Below are 22,319 nucleotides of genomic sequence, written 5' to 3' on the forward strand. Positions count from 1 at the left end.
CGTCAGGCTCCCCGTTCAAGGGGCCCGTGCAGGGCCGAACGGTGCCGCCCCGACGGGGGCAACCCTGATCAGCTTCTTGTTGACGAACTCGTCGAAGCCCAACTGAGACAGCTCTCGACCAAAACCTGAACGCTTGACGCCACCGAATGGCAGTTCCGCCGCCGTGCCGAACGGCTGATTGACGAACACCATGCCGCTGTCGATCTGCGCGGCGACCCGCTCGCCGCGTTCGGTATCCGCGGTGAACACCGACGCGCCAAGACCGAATGGCGTGCCATTGGCGAGTGCGATCGCGGCGGCTTCGTCCTCGACGACGTGGAAAGCGGCGACCGGGCCGAACAGTTCTTCGGCAAATACCGGGTTTTTCGGCGCGATGTCGGTTAGAACAGTCGGTTGCAAGTAGAAACCCGGGCGCTCGACGCGCTTGCCGCCACATGCGATGCGCGCGCCGTGCAATGTCGCGCGATCGATCTGCGCAAGCAGCAGATTCAGCGCGCGCTCGGATGCTACCGGGGCGACGGCGGTCGCCGGATCGGCCGGATCACCGGTCTCGAGCGCTGCCATCCGGTTCGCGAAGCCTTCGAGGAATGCGTCGCCGCGTGCCTTGCCGACCACGATGATGCGCTTGGAACTGACGCATAGTTGACCTGAATTTAACATGCGGCCCGCGACCGCGCTCTGGATCGCCCAGTCGAGCGGCGCATCCTCGAGTACGATGAACGGATCGCTGCCGCCCAGTTCGAGCACGACTTTCTTCAGATTGCGGCCGGCACGCTCGGCGACGGCGGCGCCGGCGCGCGCGCTGCCCGTCAGCGTCACACCCTGGACGCGCGGATCGTCGATGACGCGCCCGGCCTGCTCGATCGAGATGAACAGATTCGTATATACGCCTTCGGGCGCACCCGCTTCCTCGAACAGTCGCGCGAAGGCCAATGCCGATTGCGGCACGTTTTCGGCATGCTTGAGCAGCAGGACGTTACCCACCATCAGTTGGGGCCCGGCCACTCGCGCAATCTGGTAGTACGGTAAATTCCACGGCTCGATGCCGAGCAGCACACCGACCGGCTCGATGTGCACGGCCGCGCCGGGCGCTTCTGCAAGCGGCCGGGGCTGCAGATAGGTTTGTGCGTGCTTCGCGTAGTAGTCGAGAATGCTGGCCGCCGATTCGACTTCCCTAAGCGCTTCACCGCTGCGTTTGCCCATTTCCAGCGTCAGATAGCCGGCGTATTCGACAGCCTTTTCCCGCAACAGCGCCGCGGCGCGCGACACAATGCGTGCCCGATCGCTGACCGGACGGCGGCGCCAGTCGGTTTCAAAAGCGCGATGCGCGGCAGCGAGCTTCGCTTCGAGCAATTGGTCGGATATGTCGTCGTAGGTGGCGAGCAGTTCGCCGGTAGCAGGATTGACAGTCGTGTACGGCATGGAGTTCTCCGCGAAAAGGTTGGCATTGAGTCATCGCATTGACTAATGTTAACGCCGTTATCTCACCTTCCGAACAAATTTTTTGACCAGGAATAACCCTCATTGAACTTGATGTTAACGGTGTTACTATGGTCAGGTATTTTTTAAATTGAGGAAGCGAAATGGCAAAGGGATATTGGGTGGCAGCGTATCGGGCGGTCCATGACGCAAGCAAACTCGCGGCGTACGGCGTCCTCGCGACACAGGTGGTGAAAGCAGCCGGCGGGAAATTCCTGGTGCGGGGCGGCGAGGTCGTTGCGTTCCAGGCGGGTCTCAAGGAACGGACCGTCGTGGTCGAATTTCCGAGCTTCGAACAGGCTCTTGCCACGTTTCAGAGCGAGGCTTATCAGAAAGCGTTGGCCGTACTGGCGGACGGAGCGGAAAGGGACGCGCGCGTCGTCGCAGGCGTCGACGACTGAGATGCTCGCTGGAGGCTAACGAGGCCGAGCGCACTGTAAGACAGCGCGGGCGTTGTTCACTCTGGGGCCGCGTTCGGTATGCTACCGATATCGCATCACAGACTGCATTACGACGTTCGAATAGTCGAACCCCGTCTCGGGTCTCGCCGTAGTCTGATTGTCTTTCCTGCGACAAAGAAACGAACCTCTCCAGTCCTTCCTTTTTCGGCCAGGGAAAACGCTGGTAACAGAACAACACTCTCATGTTATGCTTGTTAACATATAAATCGAAAAACACTTGAACCTGACGAAATGGAGCAAGAATGGACGAAGCAATTGTTCTGAAAGAACTCAAAGGTCATGTGACGGTTCTTACGATGAACCGTCGCCCACATAACCTGATGGGTCCGACGCTGTATCGCGCGCTACTCGAAGAATTCAACGAAGCGGTGAAACGCGGCTCGCGCGCGATCCTGCTGCGCAGCGGTCTGCGGCACTTCTCGGCCGGTGCCGAAGTCTCGCTTTTTCCGGATCGCATTGCCAGGCAGGGCAAGGCGCTGATGGATCCGCTCGAGGTGCTTCGCGGCTTCGAGACACTACCGATCCCGATCGTCGTCGCGGTGAACGGTACATGCCTTGGCGGTGGCTTTGAAGTGGCGCTCGCCTGCGACTTCAGCGTGGTCGCCGAATCGGCCAAGATCGGGTCAGTCGAGGTCGCGCTCGGCCTGCATCCGCTGCTCGGCGGCATCCAGCGTCAGGTGATGCGGGCCGGCCCAGCGCGTGCAAAAGAGCTCGCGATGCTCGGCCGCCGTTACGACGCGGCAACGCTCGAACGCTGGGGCCTGATCAATCTCGTCGTGCCCGACGACAAACTCGATGAAGTCGCGCTGTCGGTTGCGCAGGAACTGGCGGCCGGCCCGACCATCGCGCATGCCGCGACCAAGCAGCTCGTACGGGTCGCGGTCAACGAGGGTGTCGCTGCCGCCGACGAAGCGATGTTCGAAGTGCAGAAGCCGATCTGGGCGTCGCAAGATCTCAAGCGTGGACTGGATGCCTTCGATACCGCTGGCCCCGGCACCGCCACTTTCGAAGGGAATTGACATGGCCGGACCACTCGAAGGAATCAAAGTCGTCGATTTTTCGCGGGTGCTGGCAGGTCCGCTGTGCGCCCGGACGCTGGCGGATCTCGGCGCCGACGTTATCAAGATCGAGCCGCCGCGGCCCGACGTGTCGCGTGCCGCATTCCCGAATCGCGACGGCATGTCGGGCTACTACGCGCAGCAAAATAGCGGCAAACGCAACGTCAGCATCGATCTGAACGCGCCTCACGCACGAGAGCTTGTACTAAGCCTGTGCGACGAAGCGGACATCATCGTAGAGAATTTTCGGGCCGGCACGCTCAAAGGGTTTGGACTCGACTACGAGACGCTCGCGAGGCGCAATCCAAAGCTGGTCTACGTCTCCATCACCGGATACGGCCAGCGCGGCCCCTGGGCCTCGCGCATGGCCTACGCGCCGACAGTGCAGGCTGAAACGGGATTCACGCACAACACATTGCGCCATTTCGACAGCGCGGGTGACGGCCCCAGGTGGACCGATCCCCTGTCGCACGCGGACGTCTATGCTGGCCTGCAAGCGACGATCGCCGTGCTCGCAGCAATGCGCAAACGTGAAGTAACGGGGCGCGGCCAATACATCGACGTCGCGATGGCTGCCGTGATGCTGTCGATCAACGAACGCGCTCACCTCGATCTCGCGGGAGTCGATACCGGTGCGGAGCCAGGCATTCTCGGTGCTGCCGACGGCCCGCATTTCGTCGGCCCCGGCGGCGAAGAGTTCGTGGCAGCGCAAAGCATCATCGGCAGCAACACGTTTCCAAACTACCTGCGCGCCATGCGCCGTATGGACCTTGCGCGGGATCCACGCTTCAGCACCGCTGAGCGCCGCCTGCGGAACTACAAGGCACTGCACGCAGTGATCCAGACATGGATGCTCTCATTCCGCGATCTCAGGACGCTCGATGCGCAGCTCGACGAGGCCAAGATCGCGATAGGCCAGATCCGTACGCTGAAGGAATTGGCAGAGACCGATTGGGCGAAGCAGTGGGGTGCGGTGCACGAGGTCCCGGATCGCCGCGGCGGCTCGTATCTCATCCACGGCTATCCATGGCGCTTTTCCGATGACGAGCTTGGAATGCGCAGCGCACCGGCATTTCGCGGCGAACACAACGAGCAGGTGTTCCGCGGTGCGGGCTTGTCGGAGGGCGAGATTCGCCGGGCGATTGATGCGGGCATTCTGGTCGGCGGCCCGCCACCGTCCGCGAAGGAGATCGACGCCGCTGTTATTGCGGAAGCACGGGCCAACTAAATGCAACTACGTGTCGCGGCGCGCTAACGGGCTGTAGCCCGTGCGCAAGCGCTGTCGCGACTGTTGCACGTGACAGGCGGCGTCTTGCACTGACACGCCACCGTCGCGAGCGGTCGATTGCGCTGGAGTGAAACATGATCGTTACGGTAGATGAGACCCACGACGCCGCGGCGCTCAGTTGGGTTGAAAGCGCCAATACGCTGGAAACCGATTTCCCCTTGCAGAACCTTCCTCTCGGCATATTTCGTACAGAGGCAAATGTTGTGCCGCGAATCGGTGTGCGTATCGGCGATGCTGTTCTCGACGTGCATCGATTGCTCGAGGCGGACGCAATTGAGGTGCATTCGCCCGAAGACGACGCACTGCGGCAGAACACCTTGAATGCATGGATGGCGTTGGGACGGGCGTCTTCGTCGGCATTGCGGCGCAAACTGTTTGCGCTGCTGCATTCGTGCACGGAAGGGGCGGTTCGCGAGACCGTGTCGAATTGTCTGGTGCCCGCGAGCGCATGCACGATGATGTTGCCATCGCAGATTGGAGATTTCACCGACTTTTATACGTCGATTCATCACGCGAGACAGGCCGGCAAACTCGTGAGGCCGGACGCACCAGTCCAGCCCAACTTCAGAAGCATGCCGATTGCCTATCACGGACGAGCGTCGTCGGTGATGGTCAGCGGTGAGCCATGCCGTCGGCCACTCGGACAAACCAGTGCGACGAGTGGATATCGGCCGACGACCAAGCTCGATTTCGAGCTCGAAGTCGGCTTTTACGTGGGCGAGAACACGCATGCGATGAAGCGGTTGTCCGTCGACTCCGCTGAAGATCACCTGTTCGGTCTCTGCCTTGTCAACGACTGGTCCGCGCGGGACATCCAGCGCTGGGAAAGCGCACCGCTGGGTCCCTTTCTGGCGAAGAGCTTTATGACCAGTGTGTCGCCATGGGTGGTCACGGCAGAGGCGATTGCGCCATTCAGGGTTGCAGCGCCAATACGTGGCGACGACGCGCCGCCGCTTGCGGCACAACTTACGTCGGCTTCCCACACAGCCTCGGCAGCAATCGACATCTCCCTGCGCACCATGCTGCAAAGCCGAAGCATGAGGGAGGCGGGCATAGCCGGCGTCGATATGGCGAACCCCAACTTCAAAGATCAGTACTGGTCCGTATCGCAGATGCTGACCCACCACGCCAGTAACGGGTGTCCGTTGCGCAGCGGTGATCTGATTTCGAGCGGCACCGTGTCGGGACCCGAGCGCGCTGACAGCGGATGTTTGCTGGAGCGGACCCGCGACGGGCGGGAAACGATCACTCTGCCGACGGGGGAAGTGCGAACGTATCTCGAAGACGGGGACACTGTCTCCCTCTCCGGCCGATGCGGGCGTGCAGGTTTCAGGACGATCGGCTTCGGAGAGTGCGTCGCAGAAGTGACCGGTGACCTTTGATAACCGCAGTGCGCCTCGTATTACCGGTATCAACACAACACGTCGGAGGACCGAATGGAAGTGGTGAAGCAAGCCTGTGTAGACGGGTCATCATCAGATGACAACGCCCTCCTGCGGAAGGCGTACGCTTCGGCGCAATGGAGGATACTGCCGATACTGTTTGGCTTATGGATGCTGGCGTGGGTCGGTCGTTCGAACGTTGCTTTCGCGAAGTTGCAGATGGTCGTGGATCTGCGATTCAGCGAAACGGTATACGGATTGGGCGCCGGGCTTTTCTTCGTCGGCTATGTGCTGTTCGGCGTGCCTACGACCATGTTGCAAAAGAAGTTCGGTGCACGCGCCGTGCTTGCCGGTGTCGCCGGCGGCTGGGGCATGACGAGTGTTGCGATGACGTTCGTCAATAGCGCACCGACGTTCTACACGTTGAGGTTCCTGCTCGGTGTATTCGAGGCCGGGTTCTACCCAGGTGTTGTGTTGTACTTCAATGCGTGGTTCCCGGGGACAAGGCGTACCCGCAATTTCAGCATTTTCCACTCCGGGTCGCTCTTCTCGACCGTCATGATTGGCTTGACGGGGGGATTCGTGCTCGAGCACTTAAACGGACTGGCCGGCTTTCAGGGCTGGCGATGGATGTTCTTCACTCAGGCTATCCCGACGATCGTGTTGGCGTGCGTCGCGTTCGCGATACTTCCGGATCTGCCTGGCGGCGCGAAGTGGCTTTCGGCGCGACAGCGTGAACTCATCGAGGATGATCTCAGGAAGAATGCCGAAACGATGGACGACATCGGCGTAGACGAGCGTCCCCTGTTACTCAACCCCGCTGTCTGGATCCTGAGCGCCGCTTATTTATGCCTCCTTGCCGCCACGGCGGCACTGTTTTTCTTCTCCCCGACGATACTGCGTGAGGCGGGATTCGGCGGGTACAATGAGATTGGCCGTGCCGTTGCCGGTGCCTGCATTCTGGGGGCATTGGGCAATGTGCTCATCTGCAGCATCGGGGGCGCCCCGCATCGCCGCCGGCTCTTCTGTGCGCTGGCGTCGGTCTTCACTGCGGTAAGCCTCTCGGCGCTCGTTTTTGTTTGGCACAGTAGTACCACCGCAACTTTCTTCCTGCTTGTTCTTGGCTTCGCGGGAACGGGAGCTGGTATAACGCTCTTCTGGCAGATGTCTGTCGGCCTGCTCAGCGGTAAGTCGCTGGTCGTTGGCGTGCCGTTAATCAGTTCCGTCGCCAATGTCGCTGGCTTCGTTACGCCCTTTGTGATCGGGTATGTTCGCGACGCAACGGGAACTTATGCGAGTGGATTCATCATGGTGGCCTGTGTCCAGGCACTTGGCGTCGTTGTTCTTCTGTTCGGCGTGCAGCGCATTGTCAGGAGGCGATCGCCGGTTGGCGATATATCGGTTAAAAGTGCAACGTGATTAGTCGATGCCGACGTGGGCGCGGCAGGCGCTCCCGGCAAGTACCCGCGTTTTGCACCGAAAAGCCGTTCTGGGCACTGCGCACCTCTGAGCGGCCAGGCATGCGATGTATTCCGACGCCCAGCCCCGCAACCGAGCCGCTAGAATGCCCGTAGCGACGCATGCTTGTTTAACGCGTGATCCGCGATATTGCGTGCCTCTTTGCGCAGAATTTATAATCATTTCCTTGTTTTGCTCCTCGAACGAAGGTCACGTGAGCCCCAAGTCATCTATCCCGAAGAATGCGGATTACCACCATGGCAATCTGCGCAACGCGCTCATCGAAGCGGGGCGCAGCGCGCTCATGGAGGTATCGGCACAAGACTTGAGCCTGCGTTACCTCGCGCGCATGGTGGGCGTCTCAGAAGCCGCGCCCTCGCGACATTTTGCGGGTATCGACGAACTGCTGGCCACGATCGCGGCAAGCGGCTATCGTGACCTCGCTGCGCTGCGCGTTGCGATCCGTGATAGCGAGGATACGGCGCTTGCCAAAGCGTACCGGATGATGCGGGTGTATGTTGAGTTCGCGCAGCGCCACAATGGGCTGTTCGGTCTGATGATCGGGCCTCGCATCGTGGCGCATCAAGCGTATCCAGAACTCGCCGAAGAAAGTAACAGGTCTTTTGGGTTGTTTTCCGAGACGATCGAGGCGCTGGCTATCGAGAGTGGTTGGGCCCACTCCGATCTCAAACTCGTGACCCATACCGCGTGGAGTACGGAGCATGGTCTCGCCACACTGCTCCTCGCCAACCGCGCGCCGCGCGCGGACACGAAAGTGGCGATACCCAAGTTGATCGACTTCGTTGTGATGACGCTACTTGGCGCCATCACGGCGGGTCCGGATCATCTCCAGAGCGTGATTCAGCAATGCGCGCCCCTTCAGAAGCCAGCGGTTACACGCACAGCTCGAAAGCGCGCCAAAGCGTAGGCGTCGTCGCTGTCGAGAACGCGGCACCGGTGACGCGCTCTGGAATATCGTTTTGAACGTGTACGACGTCCTAATCAATGAGTGTTGAGTTCGAGACGATGTTGTGGGGCACGGGGTTGAGCCGACATTTGAATGGCCGAGCCCGATCCGACGTTGGATCAGCGGAATGCTCCGCCATTGATCGGTGCGCCTTAGGCAGACAATCGACCCGCAACGTTCTTTCGGTTTTCTCCGAAGCACACACCGCGAGCGCACCGCAGCTCATATCGGGACAACTTCCATGACCCGCACCGGCGATGTGGTTTCAATCACGCGCTCAAGTCCCAAACCTGAACCCTGGAGCAGTTGGTCGAATTCAGCTCCTGTACGCTCCCGCGCGGTACCGAACATGGCCATCATCTGCGTGTCGACCAGATAACCGCTCGGCCGTCCGATCGCCGGGTCCGGCTCAAGGATCTGCTCCACGATCAGTAAGCGCGCGCTTCGGTTCATTGCGGCACGGCAGTTGCGAAGAATTCGAATGCAATCTTCGTCGGACCAGTCGTGCAGAACGCGGATCAGAAGGTAGATGTCCGCGCCTTCAGGAACGAGATCAAAGAAGCTCCCGCCCTGGACATCGATTCTTCCGTTCAATCGCGCTTCCGGCGGTATTGCGGCTACGACGTCATCGCGGTCAAAAATTACTCCGCGCGGCGACGGGAACCGGGCGAGTACACGGCGCAGCGCCTCTCCGTTGCCACCACCAATGTCGACGATTAGGTTCGCCCCGGAAAAATCATAGCTAGCGGCAAGCGCCTGGTGCCGATGATCGGGGAAGTTCGCCATGAAGGCATCAAAACTCCGAGCCTCGTCGGCGTGTTCACGAAGGTACTGGAAGCGGCTCATGTTCCAAGCGGCTTCATGCGGAGTGTCGCCGGCGAGCGCAGCATCCAGAACACCCCAAGCCTTCCACGAGCCGGGCGCAGTCCAGAACCTTGCTCCGTAGTGAAGGCTGTTCGGTTCATCGGTCCTCAGGAGCACGGAGCGCGGAGAGTGGGACACGCGTCCGTCCGTGCTTATACGAAAGACGCCGAATGCGGCCAGCGCCCGTAGCACTCGAAGCAGTGGCGAAGCAAGCACTGCACAGGCTGTAGCCAACTCGCTGATATTGCGACTTCCCGTTCTCGGAATCTTGTCCGCGAGACCAAGATCAGCCACCAGCCGGAGCATCCGCGAGACCTGAAATCCGCGAATGAGAAGATCGAGGGCTTCTCGATCATCCTCAGTTTCATGATCGGTCACGGCAAACCTCCGCAGTTGATTGCCTGCACTCAAAACCAGGGTTCCGGCCACCTCTGAGTCGCGTTGACCTGACCGGGACCTGCAGATGGCAATGCACGAATCACAGCTACCGCAACCTACTGCAGAGTCCCTGCGGCTCCTATCCGGCTGCCGGCAAACGCCAAGGCTGCGGGCTCAAGCAAATCGTCAGTGCAAGCGGCCGGCGCTGCTGGATACCGGTAGTGCCTTAACGGTCAAGGCCACGGGATTGCTCGGTCGATTAGTCGCCGGAGGCTACATCTCTGGGCTGATGCGGCGATATATCGCAAGTCTACGCTCAGCCATCGGAAAGATTGGACGGCTTTCGGAACCGGCCGGTATTGACGGGTTCCGAAGGATCGAGATCGGAATGGCGGTCATCTGCGTCGACCACCACGCGAACTTCCGCACTCGACCCACGCCTGCCGTTCATGGGAGACATTTCCACCGTCAGTAATGACACTCATAGCTGACACCGAGCGTCGATTTCCTTAAGCGTTGCTGTCGGGATCGGGTTTAGAACGGAGCAGCCAATTGGCCGCAAAATGCCGTCGATCGGTCCATCTGCGCCGCCCGTACAACGCCTGCGACGGCTAGGCGTCCGAGCGCTTCAGTCGCATCGAAACCGAGAAGCGTTCAGCCGGATGGACGCTGATCGATACCTCAAAGGTTTCCCCCGCAGAGTCGAGATATCGTCGCACAATCTCAAGCGCCGCACTCCCCTTCTCGACTTTCAACCTTTCCGCCATCTCCTGCGAAATCAACGCGGCGTGCACGTCCTGCTGGATCTCCGCGATGCAGCGACCGTAGCGCGCTTCGATTAACGAACTGATCAGCGTGTCCGGTTGAGCTCGCGCAGCCTCTGCGACTTCCGTATAAGCCGGGTCGATATACACGTCGGTCCAACCGACCGGCGGACTCTCCCTGTCGCCGTCGATGCGCAGGCTCGAAACGCGCAGCCATCGCGCACCGTCTGAACATTTCAGAGTCTTGGCGAGCCTGCCGCTTGCGAGGATCTCCTCCGTCGATTGCACCAGACGCAAGTGCTGGGAGCCGAACTGCACGAGATCGTCCACCGATGCGAGCGACGGCCGAAACTCGTTCGTCGGCTGCGCCGATTCGACGCGCGTTCCCGCGTTCTTGCGCCGCGACACGAATCCCAACTGCTGCAATTCATGCAGCGCTGCGCGAATCGTATGCCGGCTCGTCTGATAGTGGTCGCGCAGTTCAAGCTCGGTAGGCAGATACGAGCCGACCGGATAGCGGCCGGACGCAATGCCCTCAGTCAAGTGGCGAGCGATGTCGGCGAAGTGCGGTTTGTTCATTTTTGGGTCGCGATGCAGTCGATTTATCAGGGGCTAGGGTAAATCATAGCTTGCTCAACATGTCCGAACATATTAATTTAATTATGTCCGGACATATCGTTGATTCTGCGAATGGTACCGGCCCTTTTAAGCCGCTTTCCGGCACTTTCAAGAGGATGTCATGACGAGTCGCAATGTCCCTATGGCCAGCACTGTGGTCGATTCAATCCTGTTCCGCGATGCCTTCGGCACGGCGAAGATGCGTGAACTGTTCTCCGACTACGCCCTCGTGCAGCGCTACATCGACGTGGAAGTGGCGCTGGCCAGGGCTGAAGCGCGCGTCGGCGTGATTCCGGCCGACGCGGCGGAAGTGATCGCCCGTGAATCGACGATCGAGCGGATCGATTTCGATCACATGCGTGAGGAGACAGATATCGTGGGTTATCCGATTCTGCCGCTGGTTCACCAGCTCGTCGGCATGTGCGGCGACGCGGGCCGCTACGTGCATTGGGGCGCGACGACACAGGACATCATGGATACGGCGGTCTCGCTGCAAGTGCGCGATGCGCTCGACGTGATCGACAGCGACATACGCGAGCTGCGCACGATTCTGGTCGACCTTGCAAAGAAACACCGCGATACACCAATGGCGGGCCGGACTCATCTTCAGCAGGCGCTGCCCGTGACGTTTGGCTACAAGGTCGCGATCTGGCTGGCGATGTTCGACCGGCATCAGCAACGCCTCGCGGAGCTGCGTCCGAGGGTGGCTGTCGTCCAGTTCGCGGGCGCCGCGGGCACGCTGGCCTCGCTTGGCGACAACGGTTTCGAGGTTCAGAGGGCGCTCGCCGACGAACTGAAGCTAGGAGTGCCTGCAACCACGTGGCACGTGGCGCGCGATGGTTTCGCCGAAGCGGTGAACCTGCTCGCACTCGTGACTGGCTCACTCGGCAAGATCGCGCTCGACATCATGATCATGGCGTCGACGGAGTTCGCTGAAGTGTACGAGCCGTTCGTCAAGGGACGCGGAGCGAGCAGCACCATGCCGCAAAAGCGCAACCCGATTTCCAGCGAACTGATGCTGGCCGCGGCGAAAGCGGTGCGTCAGCACGCGGGTCTGATGGTCGACGCGATGATCCAGGATTTCGAGCGGGCCACGGGTCCATGGCACGCGGAATGGATCGCGATTCCCGAGAGCTTCATCCTTTCGGCTGGCGCGCTGCATCAGGCGAAGTTCGCGCTCGGGGGATTGATCGTCGACACCGAACGCATGAAGCACAACCTGGGTATCACCAGAGGGTTGATCGTCGCGGAGGCGGTCATGATGGGCATGGCGCCGTTCACCGGCCGCCAGCAGGCTCACGATATCGTCTACGACGCATGCCGTACCGTCAACGAGCAAGGCGGCACGCTCGCCGACGCGCTCGCGGCGCTGCCCAACGTCACGACGCACTTCGACCGCGCGGCGATCGATCGAATGACCGACCCAGCCAACTATCTTGGCCTCGCGCCGCAAATGGTTGATCGCGCCGTCGAATTGTCCAGCGGCATCTGAGTGAAAGACGTGGAGAAGCACACATCATGAACAACGAGATCGCATCAAACGAAACGCCGAACGTGCCGCCGCCCAGAAAGCTGCCGTGGTACCGCAAGCTCGGCATGCAGGTTCTGGTCGGGCTGATTCTCGGAATTGCCGTCGGGCTGATTTTTCCGAAGGTGGGTGGACAGCTTAAGGTACTGGGCGACATCTTCCTGTCGCTTATCAAGGCCGGTGTCGCGCCACTGGTGTTTCTCACTATCGTGCACGGCATCGCGTCGGCTGGTGATGTCAAGAGTGCGGGCCGCGTAGGATGGCGCTCGATTGTCTATTTCGAAGTGGTATCGACCATTGCGTTGATGGTCGGCCTGCTGGCGGGCAACCTGCTGCAAACCGGAAAAGGCATGACGGCCGTCGCCGTTGGAGCAGCACCGCCGGTGGTTGCAAAGATGGACTCACACGGCTTCGTCGCGTTTGTCATGCACATCGTGCCGGACAACTTTATCGGCGCTTTCGTCAAGGGGGAACTGCTGCAGGTGGTGGTGCTGGCCGTCATGGTGGGTATCGGCATACTTGCGATTCCTGAACGCCGCCGCGTCAGGATCAACGAGGGACTCGACCTGGTTTCGGAAGTCCTGTTCTCGTTTATCAACCTGGTCATGAAGCTGGCCCCGCTTGGCACCTTCGGCGCGGTCGCTTACTCGGTGGGCAGCAACGGTACTGCTGTGCTGATTGCGCTTGCCCAGCTCGTTTTGAGCTTCTATGCGGTCGTGATCCTGTTCATCGTCGTTGTCATGGGAATCATCGCGAAGCTGGCAGGTTTCAGTCTGTGGCGCTTCCTGCGCTACATCAAGGATGAGATCTTCATCGTGCTCGGGACCGCTTCTTCCGAGAGTGCACTGCCGCGCCTTTTGATCAAGCTTGAACGGCTCGGCTGCGCGAAGCAGACGGTCGGTCTCGTGCTGCCTACCGGCTATGCGTTCAATCTCGACGGCACATCGCTCTTCATGTCGATGGGCGTGCTGTTCATTGCCCACGCGTACGGCGTACCGATCACGCTGGAGCATCAGATCGGGCTGCTATTGCTGATGCTGCTCACGTCCAAGGGCGCGGCCACGGTGTCGGGGGGATCGTTCGTGGTGTTCGCGGCGACGGTTGCTTCGACCGGCATTCTGCCCGTCGAAGGCGTAGCAATCATCTTCGGCGTGTACCGCTTCATGTCGATGGCGATCGCCACCTGCAACACGATCGGCAACAGCCTCGCCACGGTCGTGATCGCAAAGTGGTCGCGCACGTTCGACGCGCAAATTGCCGAGCGGCACTTTTATCCTGAGCGCTATCCGGACACCGCACGGGCCGACGAGCGTCTTGCCGACGGCAACTTGCTGCCCGAGGACATGAACGACGCGAATCCGCACCCTGCCGGGATTCCTTTGAAAAGCGCCGGCAACACACCGTGATTCGATTGACCGACCGCCCACGCGCGCTGTTCCCAATCGTGAGCGCCGCGTTGCTCAGATGGCAGACTCAGGCAACGGTATTGAAACGGTATTCGGTCGATCAGTCTGGCCGAAAGGCGTTCGGCTAACCATTGATCGCGACAGCAGACGCAGGGCGCAGTGGCACGCGTGACGTGAGTCGGCCCAGTCTAACGGCGGCGCCAAGACTTACTGTTCAAAGTCTTCAAACGCTAGTCGCCATCGCGGCGGACCGCATCAAGCTGCATCATAAACAGGCACCATCACGACCATTGGGAGTATCACCATGACGGCAGCAACACGGACTGAGCAGGATGCCTTTGGCACTGTCGAAATTCGTTCGGATCGGTATTGGGGAGCGCAGACTCAACGAGCACTTGGCGTATTCGAAATAGGCGAAGAGCGTTTCCCGGCGGTATTAGTGCGCACCTTCGGTTTGCAAAAGTTCGCTGCCGCACGCGCCAACGTGCAGTGCGGCGTGCTCGCTCCGGTGCTTGCCTCGGCGATCGAGACGGCCGCTCTTGAACTGCATGAAGGGCTATGGGACGACCATTTCCCGCTCACGATATGGCAAACGGGGTCGGGGACACAGACCAATATGAACGCGAACGAGGTCATTGCGAATCGGGCGAACGAGCTACTCGGGCGCCCGCTTGGGACCAAGGCGCCCGTCCATCCGAACGATCACGTCAACGCGTCGCAATCGTCGAACGACAGCTTCCCGACGGTGATGCACGTAGCGGCCGCGATCGAGATGACGGGACGCTTGCGACCCGCGCTAGATGAACTGCGTTCGGCGCTCGCCGAGCGTAGCCATGCATTTGCCAGCGTAGTAAAAATCGCCCGTACGCACCTGATGGACGCGGTGCCGATGACGATGGGCCAAACGTTCGCGACGTTCGAGCACCAGATCTCCAATGCTCTTGCGCGCGTCGACGGTGCGTTGCCGCGACTCTTGACCATCCCTCAGGGCGGCACGGCAGCCGGCACGGGATTGAACGCGCCCCGGGACTTCGACGGCTTCTTTTGCGCGACGCTCGCGGAGGCAACCGGACTGGCGTTCGCTCCCAATCCGCACAAATTCGAAGGGATGGCGGCACACGACGCTTTGGTGGAGGCCTCGGGTGCGCTAAATACAATTGCTACCTCGCTGCTGAAGATAGCGAACGACATACGATTTCTTGGTTCCGGTCCCCGTTGCGGGCTTGGCGAATTGCTGATCCCCGACGACGGGCTGACCTCTTCGATCATGCCCGGCAAGCGTAATCCCACGATTGCGGAGGTTCTTGTGCAGGGGTGTTTTCAGGTAATCGGCAATCACCAAACGATCACGCTCGCTGGCGCATCCGGCAACTTCGAATTGAATGTCGCAAAGCCGGTGTTGATCTACAATTTGCTGCAGTCGCTGCGTGTTATCGCCGACTCCGTCCGCGTATTTTCACGGCGACTCGTTTGCGGAATTGAAGTTGACCGTGAACGTCTTGTCAAGAATGTGAACCAAGCACTGCTCGCAGTAACGGCACTAAATCCAATACTCGGATATGACCGCGTTGCGCAGATCACGGCAACAGCCTTGGAGGATCGGATCACGCCGCGTGCGGCAGCAATCGCGCTCGGTTTTATTGACGGCGACGAGTACGATCGGCTGGTTGATCCAGCCGTGCTGGCTCGAGGCGAGCGGCTCTAGCTGTCTCACGCCCTCGGGCGGTCCTTCCCGGCCAACTCATCACTATCGGTAGTGGATCATTAACGCTCTTGCTTGACCGCAGGAATGGGGTCTCCAGCAACATTCACTTGCGAACGGCGGTTATGAGCGCGACAGTGGACGCACCGACGTATGTCTCTTCATGGCCGAACCCGGGCCGACGACGATCCGCAGGCCGACCTGTTGTGGACATTCGATCCGAGCCAAATAGTTGGCCGGTTTCGGACCTGAAGCAGAGACTTCCACCGCACGCCCGAACGTCGTGCCCGAGCCCTTTTTAGCGCACCCCCTGCAGCGGTTGTACACGAATCTGCATCTTGCCGTTCAGACTGTTCACCGTCCGAACCTCGTCAAAGACTTTGTCCTGCTACTGAAGCGTCGGTATGTCGCGCAAGCCTCCGGCGCGGGACGCTTCCGCCGACGCCTATTGGTCGATCACGAAACGCCCGCGCACGGCTCTGCGGCGATGATCCGACTCGACTCCATCACGCGATCGTTCACACCTTAACCGTCTGAAACTACGTCTCGGACAGCGACAGCAATTAGGCGTCAGCCAATACGATCTCGAACGACAGCATCGCATGGCAAAAGCCTATGGACCTCGTCAAGCTCCTTGGCGTGATGCGCTCCCCATTCGATCAGAGAATCCAGGATGGGTCGCAGGCTTGCGCCAAGCGGGGTGAGCAGGTATTCGATCCCTTGACTGTCCCCAGCGCTGGGCTGCCGGCTCACCACTCCGTGTTCCTCTAGCGCTCGCAGCTGCTCGATCAACACCTTCTGCGAGATGCCGGCAATGCGCTTCTCCAGCTCGCACGTGCGTTGCGGGCCATCCAGCAGCACATAGAGGATGACCGCCTTCCAGCGTCCTGAAAGGACGGCTAGCGCTCGCTCGCCCGGCAAGCCCGGTAGCTTGTTGATGATCTTCATTTGCTCACCACTGACCAAACGGTGTGTAGAGGGGGCGACTACCGAAAAGTAAGCTTTCGATCGTAACCAATCGAAGGAAGACATATGGCCAACCTGTTCGAATCTCAAGTCCTTGGCGGCATCGTTCCGCTGAAGAATCGCATTGTCCTGGCACCCATGACTCGCACGCGGACGTCAGATCGCGATGTCCCCAATGAACTGATGGGTACCTATTATGGGCAGCGGGCCGGTGCCGGCCTGATCGTGACCGAGGCCACCGACGTTGCGCCATCCAGCAAAGGCTACGCCTTGACGCCCGGCATCTACACAGAAGCCCAGCGGCAGGGCTGGCGTTGCGTGACCGATGAAGTTCACCGCCATGACGGTACGATATTTTTGCAGATATGGCATGTCGGCAGGATGGCGCATCCGTCGATCATGCCGAATGGCGAGGCCCCTTGGGGGGTGACCGGGGAACGGGCTGAGCATTCCGATGTGTTTGCCCACGATGCCGATGGCAAGTTGGGCTTCATTCGTGCAGGCACGCCAAAGCGCCTCAGCACCGATGAAGTGTCGGCTTTGGTCGGCACCTTTTCCCAGGCCTTCGCCAACGCCCGGCAGGCCGGTTTCGATGGTGTCGAAATCCACGGAGCCAACGGCTATCTGTTCGACCAGTTCATGAACTCGGTGCTCAATACCCGAGACGACCGCTACGGAGGCAGCAATGTCGAAGATCGCACGCGATTTCTGATGGAAGTCGTTGAAGCGGCGGTGCGTGAATTGGGTCCGGGGCGCGTTGGCGTTCGGTTGTCTCCGTTCGGCAAGTACAACTCCATGCCGGCGGACCCTCTTGCCGAGGAAACCCTGCTGTACGTGGCAGAGCAATTGGGTCGCCGCGGCGTGGCCTACATGCATCTGGTCTACCAGCTCATGCCTTCGGGAAACATGGAGAGCAGCGAGTTCAAGGAACGGCACATCGACCACGTTTTGCTCGCCAAGGTTCGCGCCGCTTTTCCCGGCGCGATTATCTGGTGCGGCGGCTTCACGAACCGCGAGAGCGCTCAGGCTGCGCTCGACACCGGGCTAGTGGACCTGATCGCCTTCGGCAGACCCTACATCGCAAACCCGGACCTGGCGGAGCGGCTCAAGCATGGCTGGCCGCTAGCCGAAGCCGACCCATCGACCTTCTATACCCGCCGCGGTGAAGTGGGCTACACGGACTTCCCCGCCTATTCGGTCGAGCGCGCGGAAAGTCGTTGAAGTGCGGGGTCCCAGCCTTGGCAGAGGAGCCCGGCGTGGGCTTCGATGCAGGAGTCGTGATCGCAACAAACGAATTCAATCGAGTCTCTGGGCTTGGAACAGCTTCGTAACCCGCGCACATGAGAGAACAGAATGGCTACACCCGCAGCGTCAACTGAAATAGACGTATCAACAAAACTCCCAGTATTGGGATTACTTGCATTGGCCACAGCCTGCTTCATTGGAATGATGACCGAGGCCATGCCGGCCGGATTGTTGCCGCAGATTGGCGCGGATTTGAATGTTTCGGCCGCGCTGACTGGGCAGCTCGTCACTGCCTATGCGATCGGCTCGATAATCGCAGCTATCCCCTTGACGGCCATGACGCGCGGATGGCGTAGAAGGTCAGTGCTGCTGCTGGCCATCGGTGGCTTCTTCGTGCTGAATACGGTGACGGCCCTGTCGACGAACTACGCGATTACACTCGCAGCACGGTTCTTCGCGGGAGTCTTCGCTGGCCTGCTTTGGGCTCTCGTTGCGGGTCACGCCAGTCGCATGGCCCCCGAACATCTGCGCGGCCGCGCCATCGCGATAGCGATGGTAGGCGCACCAATCGCACTGTCGCTTGGTATCCCGCTCAGCACCGTCCTCGGACAGGCTGTTGGCTGGCGCTCCGCCTTTGGCGTCATGAGCGCCCTGACAGTTCTGTTGCTGGCGTGGGTTCGCTTTGGCGTACCCGACTTTCCGGGCCTCGCCGCAAGTCGCCACCTGTCCATCAGCAAAGTGTTTGGCATTCCGGGTGTGAAGCCTGTGCTGATCGTCACGCTCGCGTATGCGATGTCCCACAACGTCATCTATACCTACATCTCGCCGTTCCTCGCCTCGTCAGGCATGTCGGGCAGCGTGCAAACAGCATTGTTCGTCTTCGGCGTGAGTGCTCTCGTCGGCATCTGGATTATCGGCGTCCTCGTTGACCAGTGGCTGCGAGAACTCGTCCTTGCTAGCGTCGCTATGTTCTGCCTCGCCTCCGCAGCAATGTTCATCTGGCAAGAGTCTCCTTTCGTAATCTATGCGAGCATCGCAGCGTGGGGGCTTAGCTTCGGCGGTGCCGGAACGCTGTATCAGAATGCATCCGCAAATGCTGCTGGCGAGGCGGCTGATGTCGCACAGTCGATATTCGTCACTTGCTGGAATATAGCAATTGCAGGCGGCGGCCTGGTCGGTGGCGCGATGCTTACGACGCTTGGCGCTCGTTACCTGCCTGGCGTGATTGCTCTTCTGCTCGTGCCGACATTCCTGGTGGTCTGGTTCGGTCGCCGCCACGCCTTTCCGGCAAAGTGACGAACCTGGAAACGCTATCTGGGCCGGCGCAGACGTTCGAACGTCTGCATGAATGCATGGATCAACGTCCCGATGTGGCCGACTTCCGCCCTACGAGCGATCGGCCGTAGCCAACCCTTCCCGAACGCTCGACAACCGGTGGTCGTATTTCTCTTTTCGGAGGTGCGATGGTCATTCGAGGCGCTGGCGCCTGACTTTCTTCTCTTTGTACAGTGGCCTTCTTCCGGTGACTGGACTAAGGCAAAATAAACGCGGAAGTCACGCGCGACCGGCGGTATCGCACCGCTCGCGTTGCGCCAATCGGACGCGTGGAGATGCGCTATGGAAAACCTCATGAGAAACTGCTCGGCGCTTGCCGCGTTGACGCTCCTGCTGACTGGATATGCCGCCGCCGGCGTGCCACAAGGCGCGCCACATCTGAGCCCAACGGAGTGCCGTGACCTGGCCGCGATTAGAAGCAACGCGCCTCGGACGAAGTCGCAACACCAAAGCGAGCTTTCGGCCCTGAGGAAAGCGGGCTACAACCCATCACCTTGGCACAACGACCCACACTACCCAGCGAATCTACACGCGGCGCAGCGCCAGGTCGACCATTGGTTCGAAACGGAATGCAAGCAGTCACATCCCAAGTGAGAGGCCCCTGGAGCCACTACGGACCTCCTCGGACTTAGCGCGCAGCAACCGCGCATCGCATTGCAGCGCAGCGCAGCGCTGATCCCTTGCAGCGTGGGCTGCAGTCCGTTGTTTTGCGAGGAGAAAAGTGAGCACGCTTGGTGAGGAACCGGAAGCGAATTCAAAGAGGCCCCTCGTTGGCGGGGCCTCGAGCTACGAAACACCGTGTTTCTGTTAGTACGTCACAGAAGCCCCACTGCCAGTAAAACTGTGCTGGGTAGGAGCGTCATTTGCATAGTCTGAAACGGCCTGGATGATGTTCACGATCTGTTGCGGCAACCTGCCGCCGCTGACGGCGGTCATTGCAGTACGATCCATCTCAACGGCTACGGGGAGGTCTTTGATTGCCAGCGTGTTCATTTCGATTCTCCAAGGGGAAATTAGTCAGTCAGGAATGTCAGAGCCTGTTTTGAGGGTGTCGCCACTCCTCGCGGATGTTCAACGCAAAGTGCGTGCCAAACGGTGGCGTCGCGGCAAGCGATCACACAACTAGTTGAAATATTGGATTTTTAATGGCGACCAGTGCGAATTGATAGAGAGACGTGCGCGCTGCGGCCGGTGGGTCGGATCCAACTCTCCGCCTGGCGCTGTGGGTTAGATCGCGACACATGCGGTCCGCCTACGTACTCCGTGTTTGTACGATGTCCTCAAGGCTTGGAATCCGATCGAAGCCTGACGACAATGAGTCTGTCGCGGACAGTCTCGCTTTCCTGCTGGACTGCTATGGCCACCATACTGCTGTGGCCTACGATGGCGAAACTGCGCTCAGGCTCCTTCGTACCGGCGCTTTTGAAATCACTTTCCTTGACGAGAAGCTGCCCGACATAAAAGGTAGTGCTGTCGCATGGTCGCTGAGGGAAACGCCGATTCGCGGCTTTCCTCGTTTCAATGACGGGAGACGCTTTGTCTATTTGCAGAAGCCGTTCTCCTGCGAGGCACTCATGCAGGTCATCGAAGACGCTCGCTGCCGCAGCGATGCGAATACTCGCCAAGCCGCCTAGACCAGCTGTTGTCGACGGAAGCGCACACAACCCATAGTCGGAGGTTCAACGGCAAGCCTCTTCCGGGCCACGGAGCAAAGCGAGCGGCAGCTTTCAGCATGAAAGCTAATTTTGAATGTCTGGCCGAGTGAGCGGGCGACCGGCTGAAGTCGGGAGCAGAAAATCGAATCGATCAATGAAGCGCTGCACTGATAGCGAAGATCGCATGGAATAGAGTCGACGAGGACGCGCGTCGGGACTCGGTGTCATTCGAGCGCTGAAGTTATCATTGACACTCTTCTGGACTCGATGCCGTTGCGGACATACTGACCTCCGAGCTCCATCGCGGCGTTCGGTGCAACCAGTCCAGACCTTCCTTAGGATAGGTCCATGCAAACCACCTCGCGAATGCGAGTTCTTCAACAAATTCCGCGCAGTGTCTGGGTACTCGGCTTCGTAAGCCTGTTCATGGATGTTTCATCCGAGATCGTCCATAGTCTGTTGCCGATGTTCCTCGTGGCAAGTCTGGGTGCCAGCGCGGCCACGATAGGCCTCATCGAGGGCATCGCCGAGGCCACTGCCCCCGTTGTGAAGGTGTTCTCGGGAACCCTGAGCGACTATCTGGGAAATCGCAAATGGCTCGCCGTAGTGGGATACGGACTGGGCACGCTGAGCAAACCGTTATTTGCGCTCGCGCCCACCATCGGTGTCGTGGTGACCGCACGAATCCTGGACCGGGTTGGCAAAGGCATCCGAGGGGCACCGCGCGACGCGCTGGTGGCCGATGTCACCCCGCCAAATCTGCGAGGTGCCGCGTTCGGGCTGCGCCAATCGCTCGATACCATCGGCGCCTTCCTCGGACCACTACTGGCCGTTGTCATCATGCTCGTATGGTCGGACAACTTCCGACTCGCTTTCTGGCTCGCTGTGATTCCTGGCCTGCTCGCCGTCGCGTTATTGACCTTCGGCATCGAAGAACCAGCGTGCGAACTGGGCGCAAAGCGGGTCAATCCGATTCGCTGGGCAAATGCGAAGCAGCTCGGCGCCAGATATTGGTGGGTAGTCGTCGTGGGTGGGGTATTCGCACTCGCCCGGTTTAGCGAAGCTTTCCTCGTCTTGCGCGCCATGGGAAGCGGCGTGCCAATTGCGCTGGTTCCACTCGTGATGGTCGCAATGAACGTCGTGTATGCGTTGTCCGCCTATCCGTTCGGGAAACTCGCAGACACGATGAGTCACACCCGACTGCTGGTCGCCGGCCTGGTCGTGTTGATTGCATCGGACCTGGTGCTGGCGCACGGCACGCACTGGACAGCCGTACTCGTGGGTGTCGCGCTGTGGGGTCTGCACATGGGGATGACGCAGGGGCTGCTGGCCACAATGGTCGCTCACACTGCTCCGGCGCAACTACGCGGCACTGCCTTCGGCTTTTTCAATCTGTTGAGCGGCGTCGTTACCCTTGCGTCGAGCGTTATCGCGGGTGCCTTGTGGGATCGCTTCGGGGCGATTTCGACCTTCTACGCGGGGGTCGGCTTCTGCATACTAACGATCGCGTTACTGTCGTTCGGACGGTCGCTGAGCGCGGTGACGTCTCGCTAAGTCAACGTAATTTCCCGACCTCCGAAAGGTGCCATTCGCACCGTCGTCCGGACTTCGCGCGTGACGTACTGCTCAAATCCGCGTAGCAACGGACGTTCAAAAGCTTTCTTCGACTGACCGGAACTGGCCGGGTCCGGTCCAATATTGAAACGACAAGGCCGCTCGCCGTCGATGCTTTCGGTGGTGTGATCCACTGAAGTATGCAGCACAA

At 60.0% G+C, this 22,319-nt stretch carries 20 protein-coding genes; 14 read left to right on the forward strand and 6 right to left on the reverse strand.

Features of this window, described 5'->3' with window-relative positions; all coding sequences use genetic code 11:
* Positions 1 to 15: 15 nt before the first annotated feature.
* Positions 16 to 1,422 carry an NAD-dependent succinate-semialdehyde dehydrogenase gene (locus P0D80_RS41490; protein WP_408292410.1) on the reverse strand — a complete coding sequence of 469 codons (1,407 nt, stop codon included), beginning with the start codon at positions 1,420 to 1,422 and terminating at the stop codon, positions 16 to 18.
* 161 nt (positions 1,423 to 1,583) lie between these two features.
* On the opposite strand from P0D80_RS41490, the gene P0D80_RS41495 reads away from it, so the two are divergent.
* The 6 genes from P0D80_RS41495 to P0D80_RS41520 all read left to right on the forward strand — a co-directional run bounded on the left by P0D80_RS41495 (position 1,584) and on the right by P0D80_RS41520 (position 8,054).
* On the forward strand, positions 1,584 to 1,880 hold the full coding sequence (locus tag P0D80_RS41495; RefSeq protein WP_132379680.1) for a DUF1330 domain-containing protein: 297 nt from the start codon (positions 1,584 to 1,586) through the stop codon (positions 1,878 to 1,880).
* A gap of 302 nt (positions 1,881 to 2,182) precedes the next feature.
* Positions 2,183 to 2,959, forward strand: coding sequence for an enoyl-CoA hydratase/isomerase family protein (locus tag P0D80_RS41500; RefSeq protein WP_408179554.1), 777 nt, complete (start codon positions 2,183 to 2,185; stop codon positions 2,957 to 2,959).
* 1 nt (position 2,960) lies between these two features.
* The gene (locus P0D80_RS41505) at positions 2,961 to 4,226 is read left to right on the forward strand and encodes a CaiB/BaiF CoA transferase family protein (RefSeq protein WP_408292413.1); all 1,266 of its coding nucleotides are present in this window, start codon (positions 2,961 to 2,963) and stop codon (positions 4,224 to 4,226) included.
* A 134-nt stretch (positions 4,227 to 4,360) separates the two neighbouring features.
* Positions 4,361 to 5,668, forward strand: coding sequence for a fumarylacetoacetase (gene fahA, locus P0D80_RS41510; protein ID WP_408292415.1), 1,308 nt, complete (start codon positions 4,361 to 4,363; stop codon positions 5,666 to 5,668).
* 54 nt (positions 5,669 to 5,722) lie between these two features.
* A complete protein-coding gene (locus tag P0D80_RS41515; protein WP_408292417.1) occupies positions 5,723 to 7,087 on the forward strand; it encodes an MFS transporter in 1,365 nt (454 codons plus the stop codon).
* 145 nt (positions 7,088 to 7,232) lie between these two features.
* Complete coding sequence (locus P0D80_RS41520; RefSeq protein ID WP_408292419.1) at positions 7,233 to 8,054, forward strand: TetR/AcrR family transcriptional regulator; 822 nt, start codon at positions 7,233 to 7,235, stop codon at positions 8,052 to 8,054.
* Positions 8,055 to 8,315: 261 nt separating this feature from the next.
* Here the strand turns inward: P0D80_RS41520 and P0D80_RS41525 are convergent, their stop codons facing one another.
* Both P0D80_RS41525 and P0D80_RS41530 read right to left on the reverse strand, forming a co-directional pair.
* Entirely contained in the window at positions 8,316 to 9,335 is a 1,020-nt protein-coding gene (locus P0D80_RS41525) for a methyltransferase (RefSeq protein WP_408292421.1), read from the reverse strand.
* 611 nt (positions 9,336 to 9,946) lie between these two features.
* Entirely contained in the window at positions 9,947 to 10,678 is a 732-nt protein-coding gene (locus P0D80_RS41530; protein WP_408179560.1) for a GntR family transcriptional regulator, read from the reverse strand.
* A gap of 160 nt (positions 10,679 to 10,838) precedes the next feature.
* On the opposite strand from P0D80_RS41530, the gene pcaB reads away from it, so the two are divergent.
* From pcaB to P0D80_RS41545, 3 genes are all read left to right on the forward strand, one after another.
* Positions 10,839 to 12,209 (forward strand): 3-carboxy-cis,cis-muconate cycloisomerase, encoded by a 1,371-nt coding sequence (gene pcaB, locus P0D80_RS41535; RefSeq protein ID WP_408292424.1) that lies wholly within the window; start codon positions 10,839 to 10,841, stop codon positions 12,207 to 12,209.
* Between the two features lie 26 nt (positions 12,210 to 12,235).
* Positions 12,236 to 13,651 (forward strand): cation:dicarboxylate symporter family transporter, encoded by a 1,416-nt coding sequence (locus tag P0D80_RS41540; RefSeq protein ID WP_132380542.1) that lies wholly within the window; start codon positions 12,236 to 12,238, stop codon positions 13,649 to 13,651.
* A 304-nt stretch (positions 13,652 to 13,955) separates the two neighbouring features.
* Positions 13,956 to 15,356 carry a class II fumarate hydratase gene (locus P0D80_RS41545; protein ID WP_408292426.1) on the forward strand — a complete coding sequence of 467 codons (1,401 nt, stop codon included), beginning with the start codon at positions 13,956 to 13,958 and terminating at the stop codon, positions 15,354 to 15,356.
* 567 nt (positions 15,357 to 15,923) lie between these two features.
* Here P0D80_RS41545 and P0D80_RS41550 read toward each other — a convergent pair.
* Positions 15,924 to 16,301: a winged helix-turn-helix transcriptional regulator gene (locus tag P0D80_RS41550; protein ID WP_132379694.1), complete on the reverse strand. Its 378-nt coding sequence runs from the start codon at positions 16,299 to 16,301 to the stop codon at positions 15,924 to 15,926.
* An 84-nt stretch (positions 16,302 to 16,385) separates the two neighbouring features.
* On the opposite strand from P0D80_RS41550, the gene P0D80_RS41555 reads away from it, so the two are divergent.
* The 3 genes from P0D80_RS41555 to P0D80_RS41565 all read left to right on the forward strand — a co-directional run bounded on the left by P0D80_RS41555 (position 16,386) and on the right by P0D80_RS41565 (position 19,493).
* Positions 16,386 to 17,540 (forward strand): alkene reductase, encoded by a 1,155-nt coding sequence (locus tag P0D80_RS41555; protein WP_408292428.1) that lies wholly within the window; start codon positions 16,386 to 16,388, stop codon positions 17,538 to 17,540.
* A gap of 132 nt (positions 17,541 to 17,672) precedes the next feature.
* Positions 17,673 to 18,860: an MFS transporter gene (locus tag P0D80_RS41560; RefSeq protein ID WP_408179565.1), complete on the forward strand. Its 1,188-nt coding sequence runs from the start codon at positions 17,673 to 17,675 to the stop codon at positions 18,858 to 18,860.
* 321 nt (positions 18,861 to 19,181) lie between these two features.
* Positions 19,182 to 19,493, forward strand: a complete 312-nt coding sequence (locus P0D80_RS41565) for a DUF4148 domain-containing protein (protein ID WP_408179566.1) — start codon at positions 19,182 to 19,184, stop codon at positions 19,491 to 19,493.
* A gap of 213 nt (positions 19,494 to 19,706) precedes the next feature.
* Here P0D80_RS41565 and P0D80_RS41570 read toward each other — a convergent pair whose 3' ends face one another.
* Positions 19,707 to 19,892, reverse strand: a complete 186-nt coding sequence (locus tag P0D80_RS41570) for a hypothetical protein (RefSeq protein WP_132379702.1) — start codon at positions 19,890 to 19,892, stop codon at positions 19,707 to 19,709.
* A gap of 281 nt (positions 19,893 to 20,173) precedes the next feature.
* On the opposite strand from P0D80_RS41570, the gene P0D80_RS41575 reads away from it, so the two are divergent.
* The gene (locus P0D80_RS41575; protein WP_408292431.1) at positions 20,174 to 20,533 is read left to right on the forward strand and encodes a response regulator; all 360 of its coding nucleotides are present in this window, start codon (positions 20,174 to 20,176) and stop codon (positions 20,531 to 20,533) included.
* A 369-nt stretch (positions 20,534 to 20,902) separates the two neighbouring features.
* A complete protein-coding gene (locus tag P0D80_RS41580) occupies positions 20,903 to 22,108 on the forward strand; it encodes an MFS transporter (protein WP_408179567.1) in 1,206 nt (401 codons plus the stop codon).
* Here the strand turns inward: P0D80_RS41580 and P0D80_RS41585 are convergent.
* The coding region (locus P0D80_RS41585) for a hypothetical protein (RefSeq protein ID WP_408292433.1) at positions 22,105 to 22,319 on the reverse strand (215 nt) is incomplete at its 5' end. The genes P0D80_RS41580 and P0D80_RS41585 overlap by 4 nt on opposite strands.

Origin of the sequence: Paraburkholderia sp. RL17-373-BIF-A (genome assembly GCF_046030175.1) — a bacterium.
Lineage (GTDB): Bacteria > Pseudomonadota > Gammaproteobacteria > Burkholderiales > Burkholderiaceae > Paraburkholderia.

Coding starts and splice junctions, on each gene's coding strand:
- P0D80_RS41555 (WP_408292428.1), top strand. CDS start 16,386: ATGGCCAACCTGTTCGAATCTCAAGTCCTTGGCGGCATCGTTCCGCTG.
- P0D80_RS41575 (WP_408292431.1), top strand. CDS start 20,174: ATGTCCTCAAGGCTTGGAATCCGATCGAAGCCTGACGACAATGAGTCT.
- P0D80_RS41560 (WP_408179565.1), top strand. CDS start 17,673: ATGGCTACACCCGCAGCGTCAACTGAAATAGACGTATCAACAAAACTC.
- P0D80_RS41550 (WP_132379694.1), bottom strand. CDS start 16,301: ATGAAGATCATCAACAAGCTACCGGGCTTGCCGGGCGAGCGAGCGCTA.
- P0D80_RS41495 (WP_132379680.1), top strand. CDS start 1,584: ATGGCAAAGGGATATTGGGTGGCAGCGTATCGGGCGGTCCATGACGCA.
- P0D80_RS41570 (WP_132379702.1), bottom strand. CDS start 19,892: ATGAACACGCTGGCAATCAAAGACCTCCCCGTAGCCGTTGAGATGGAT.
- P0D80_RS41540 (WP_132380542.1), top strand. CDS start 12,236: ATGAACAACGAGATCGCATCAAACGAAACGCCGAACGTGCCGCCGCCC.
- pcaB (WP_408292424.1), top strand. CDS start 10,839: ATGACGAGTCGCAATGTCCCTATGGCCAGCACTGTGGTCGATTCAATC.
- fahA (WP_408292415.1), top strand. CDS start 4,361: ATGATCGTTACGGTAGATGAGACCCACGACGCCGCGGCGCTCAGTTGG.
- P0D80_RS41530 (WP_408179560.1), bottom strand. CDS start 10,678: ATGAACAAACCGCACTTCGCCGACATCGCTCGCCACTTGACTGAGGGC.
- P0D80_RS41505 (WP_408292413.1), top strand. CDS start 2,961: ATGGCCGGACCACTCGAAGGAATCAAAGTCGTCGATTTTTCGCGGGTG.
- P0D80_RS41515 (WP_408292417.1), top strand. CDS start 5,723: ATGGAAGTGGTGAAGCAAGCCTGTGTAGACGGGTCATCATCAGATGAC.
- P0D80_RS41565 (WP_408179566.1), top strand. CDS start 19,182: ATGGAAAACCTCATGAGAAACTGCTCGGCGCTTGCCGCGTTGACGCTC.
- P0D80_RS41500 (WP_408179554.1), top strand. CDS start 2,183: ATGGACGAAGCAATTGTTCTGAAAGAACTCAAAGGTCATGTGACGGTT.
- P0D80_RS41490 (WP_408292410.1), bottom strand. CDS start 1,422: ATGCCGTACACGACTGTCAATCCTGCTACCGGCGAACTGCTCGCCACC.
- P0D80_RS41580 (WP_408179567.1), top strand. CDS start 20,903: ATGCAAACCACCTCGCGAATGCGAGTTCTTCAACAAATTCCGCGCAGT.
- P0D80_RS41545 (WP_408292426.1), top strand. CDS start 13,956: ATGACGGCAGCAACACGGACTGAGCAGGATGCCTTTGGCACTGTCGAA.
- P0D80_RS41520 (WP_408292419.1), top strand. CDS start 7,233: ATGCCCGTAGCGACGCATGCTTGTTTAACGCGTGATCCGCGATATTGC.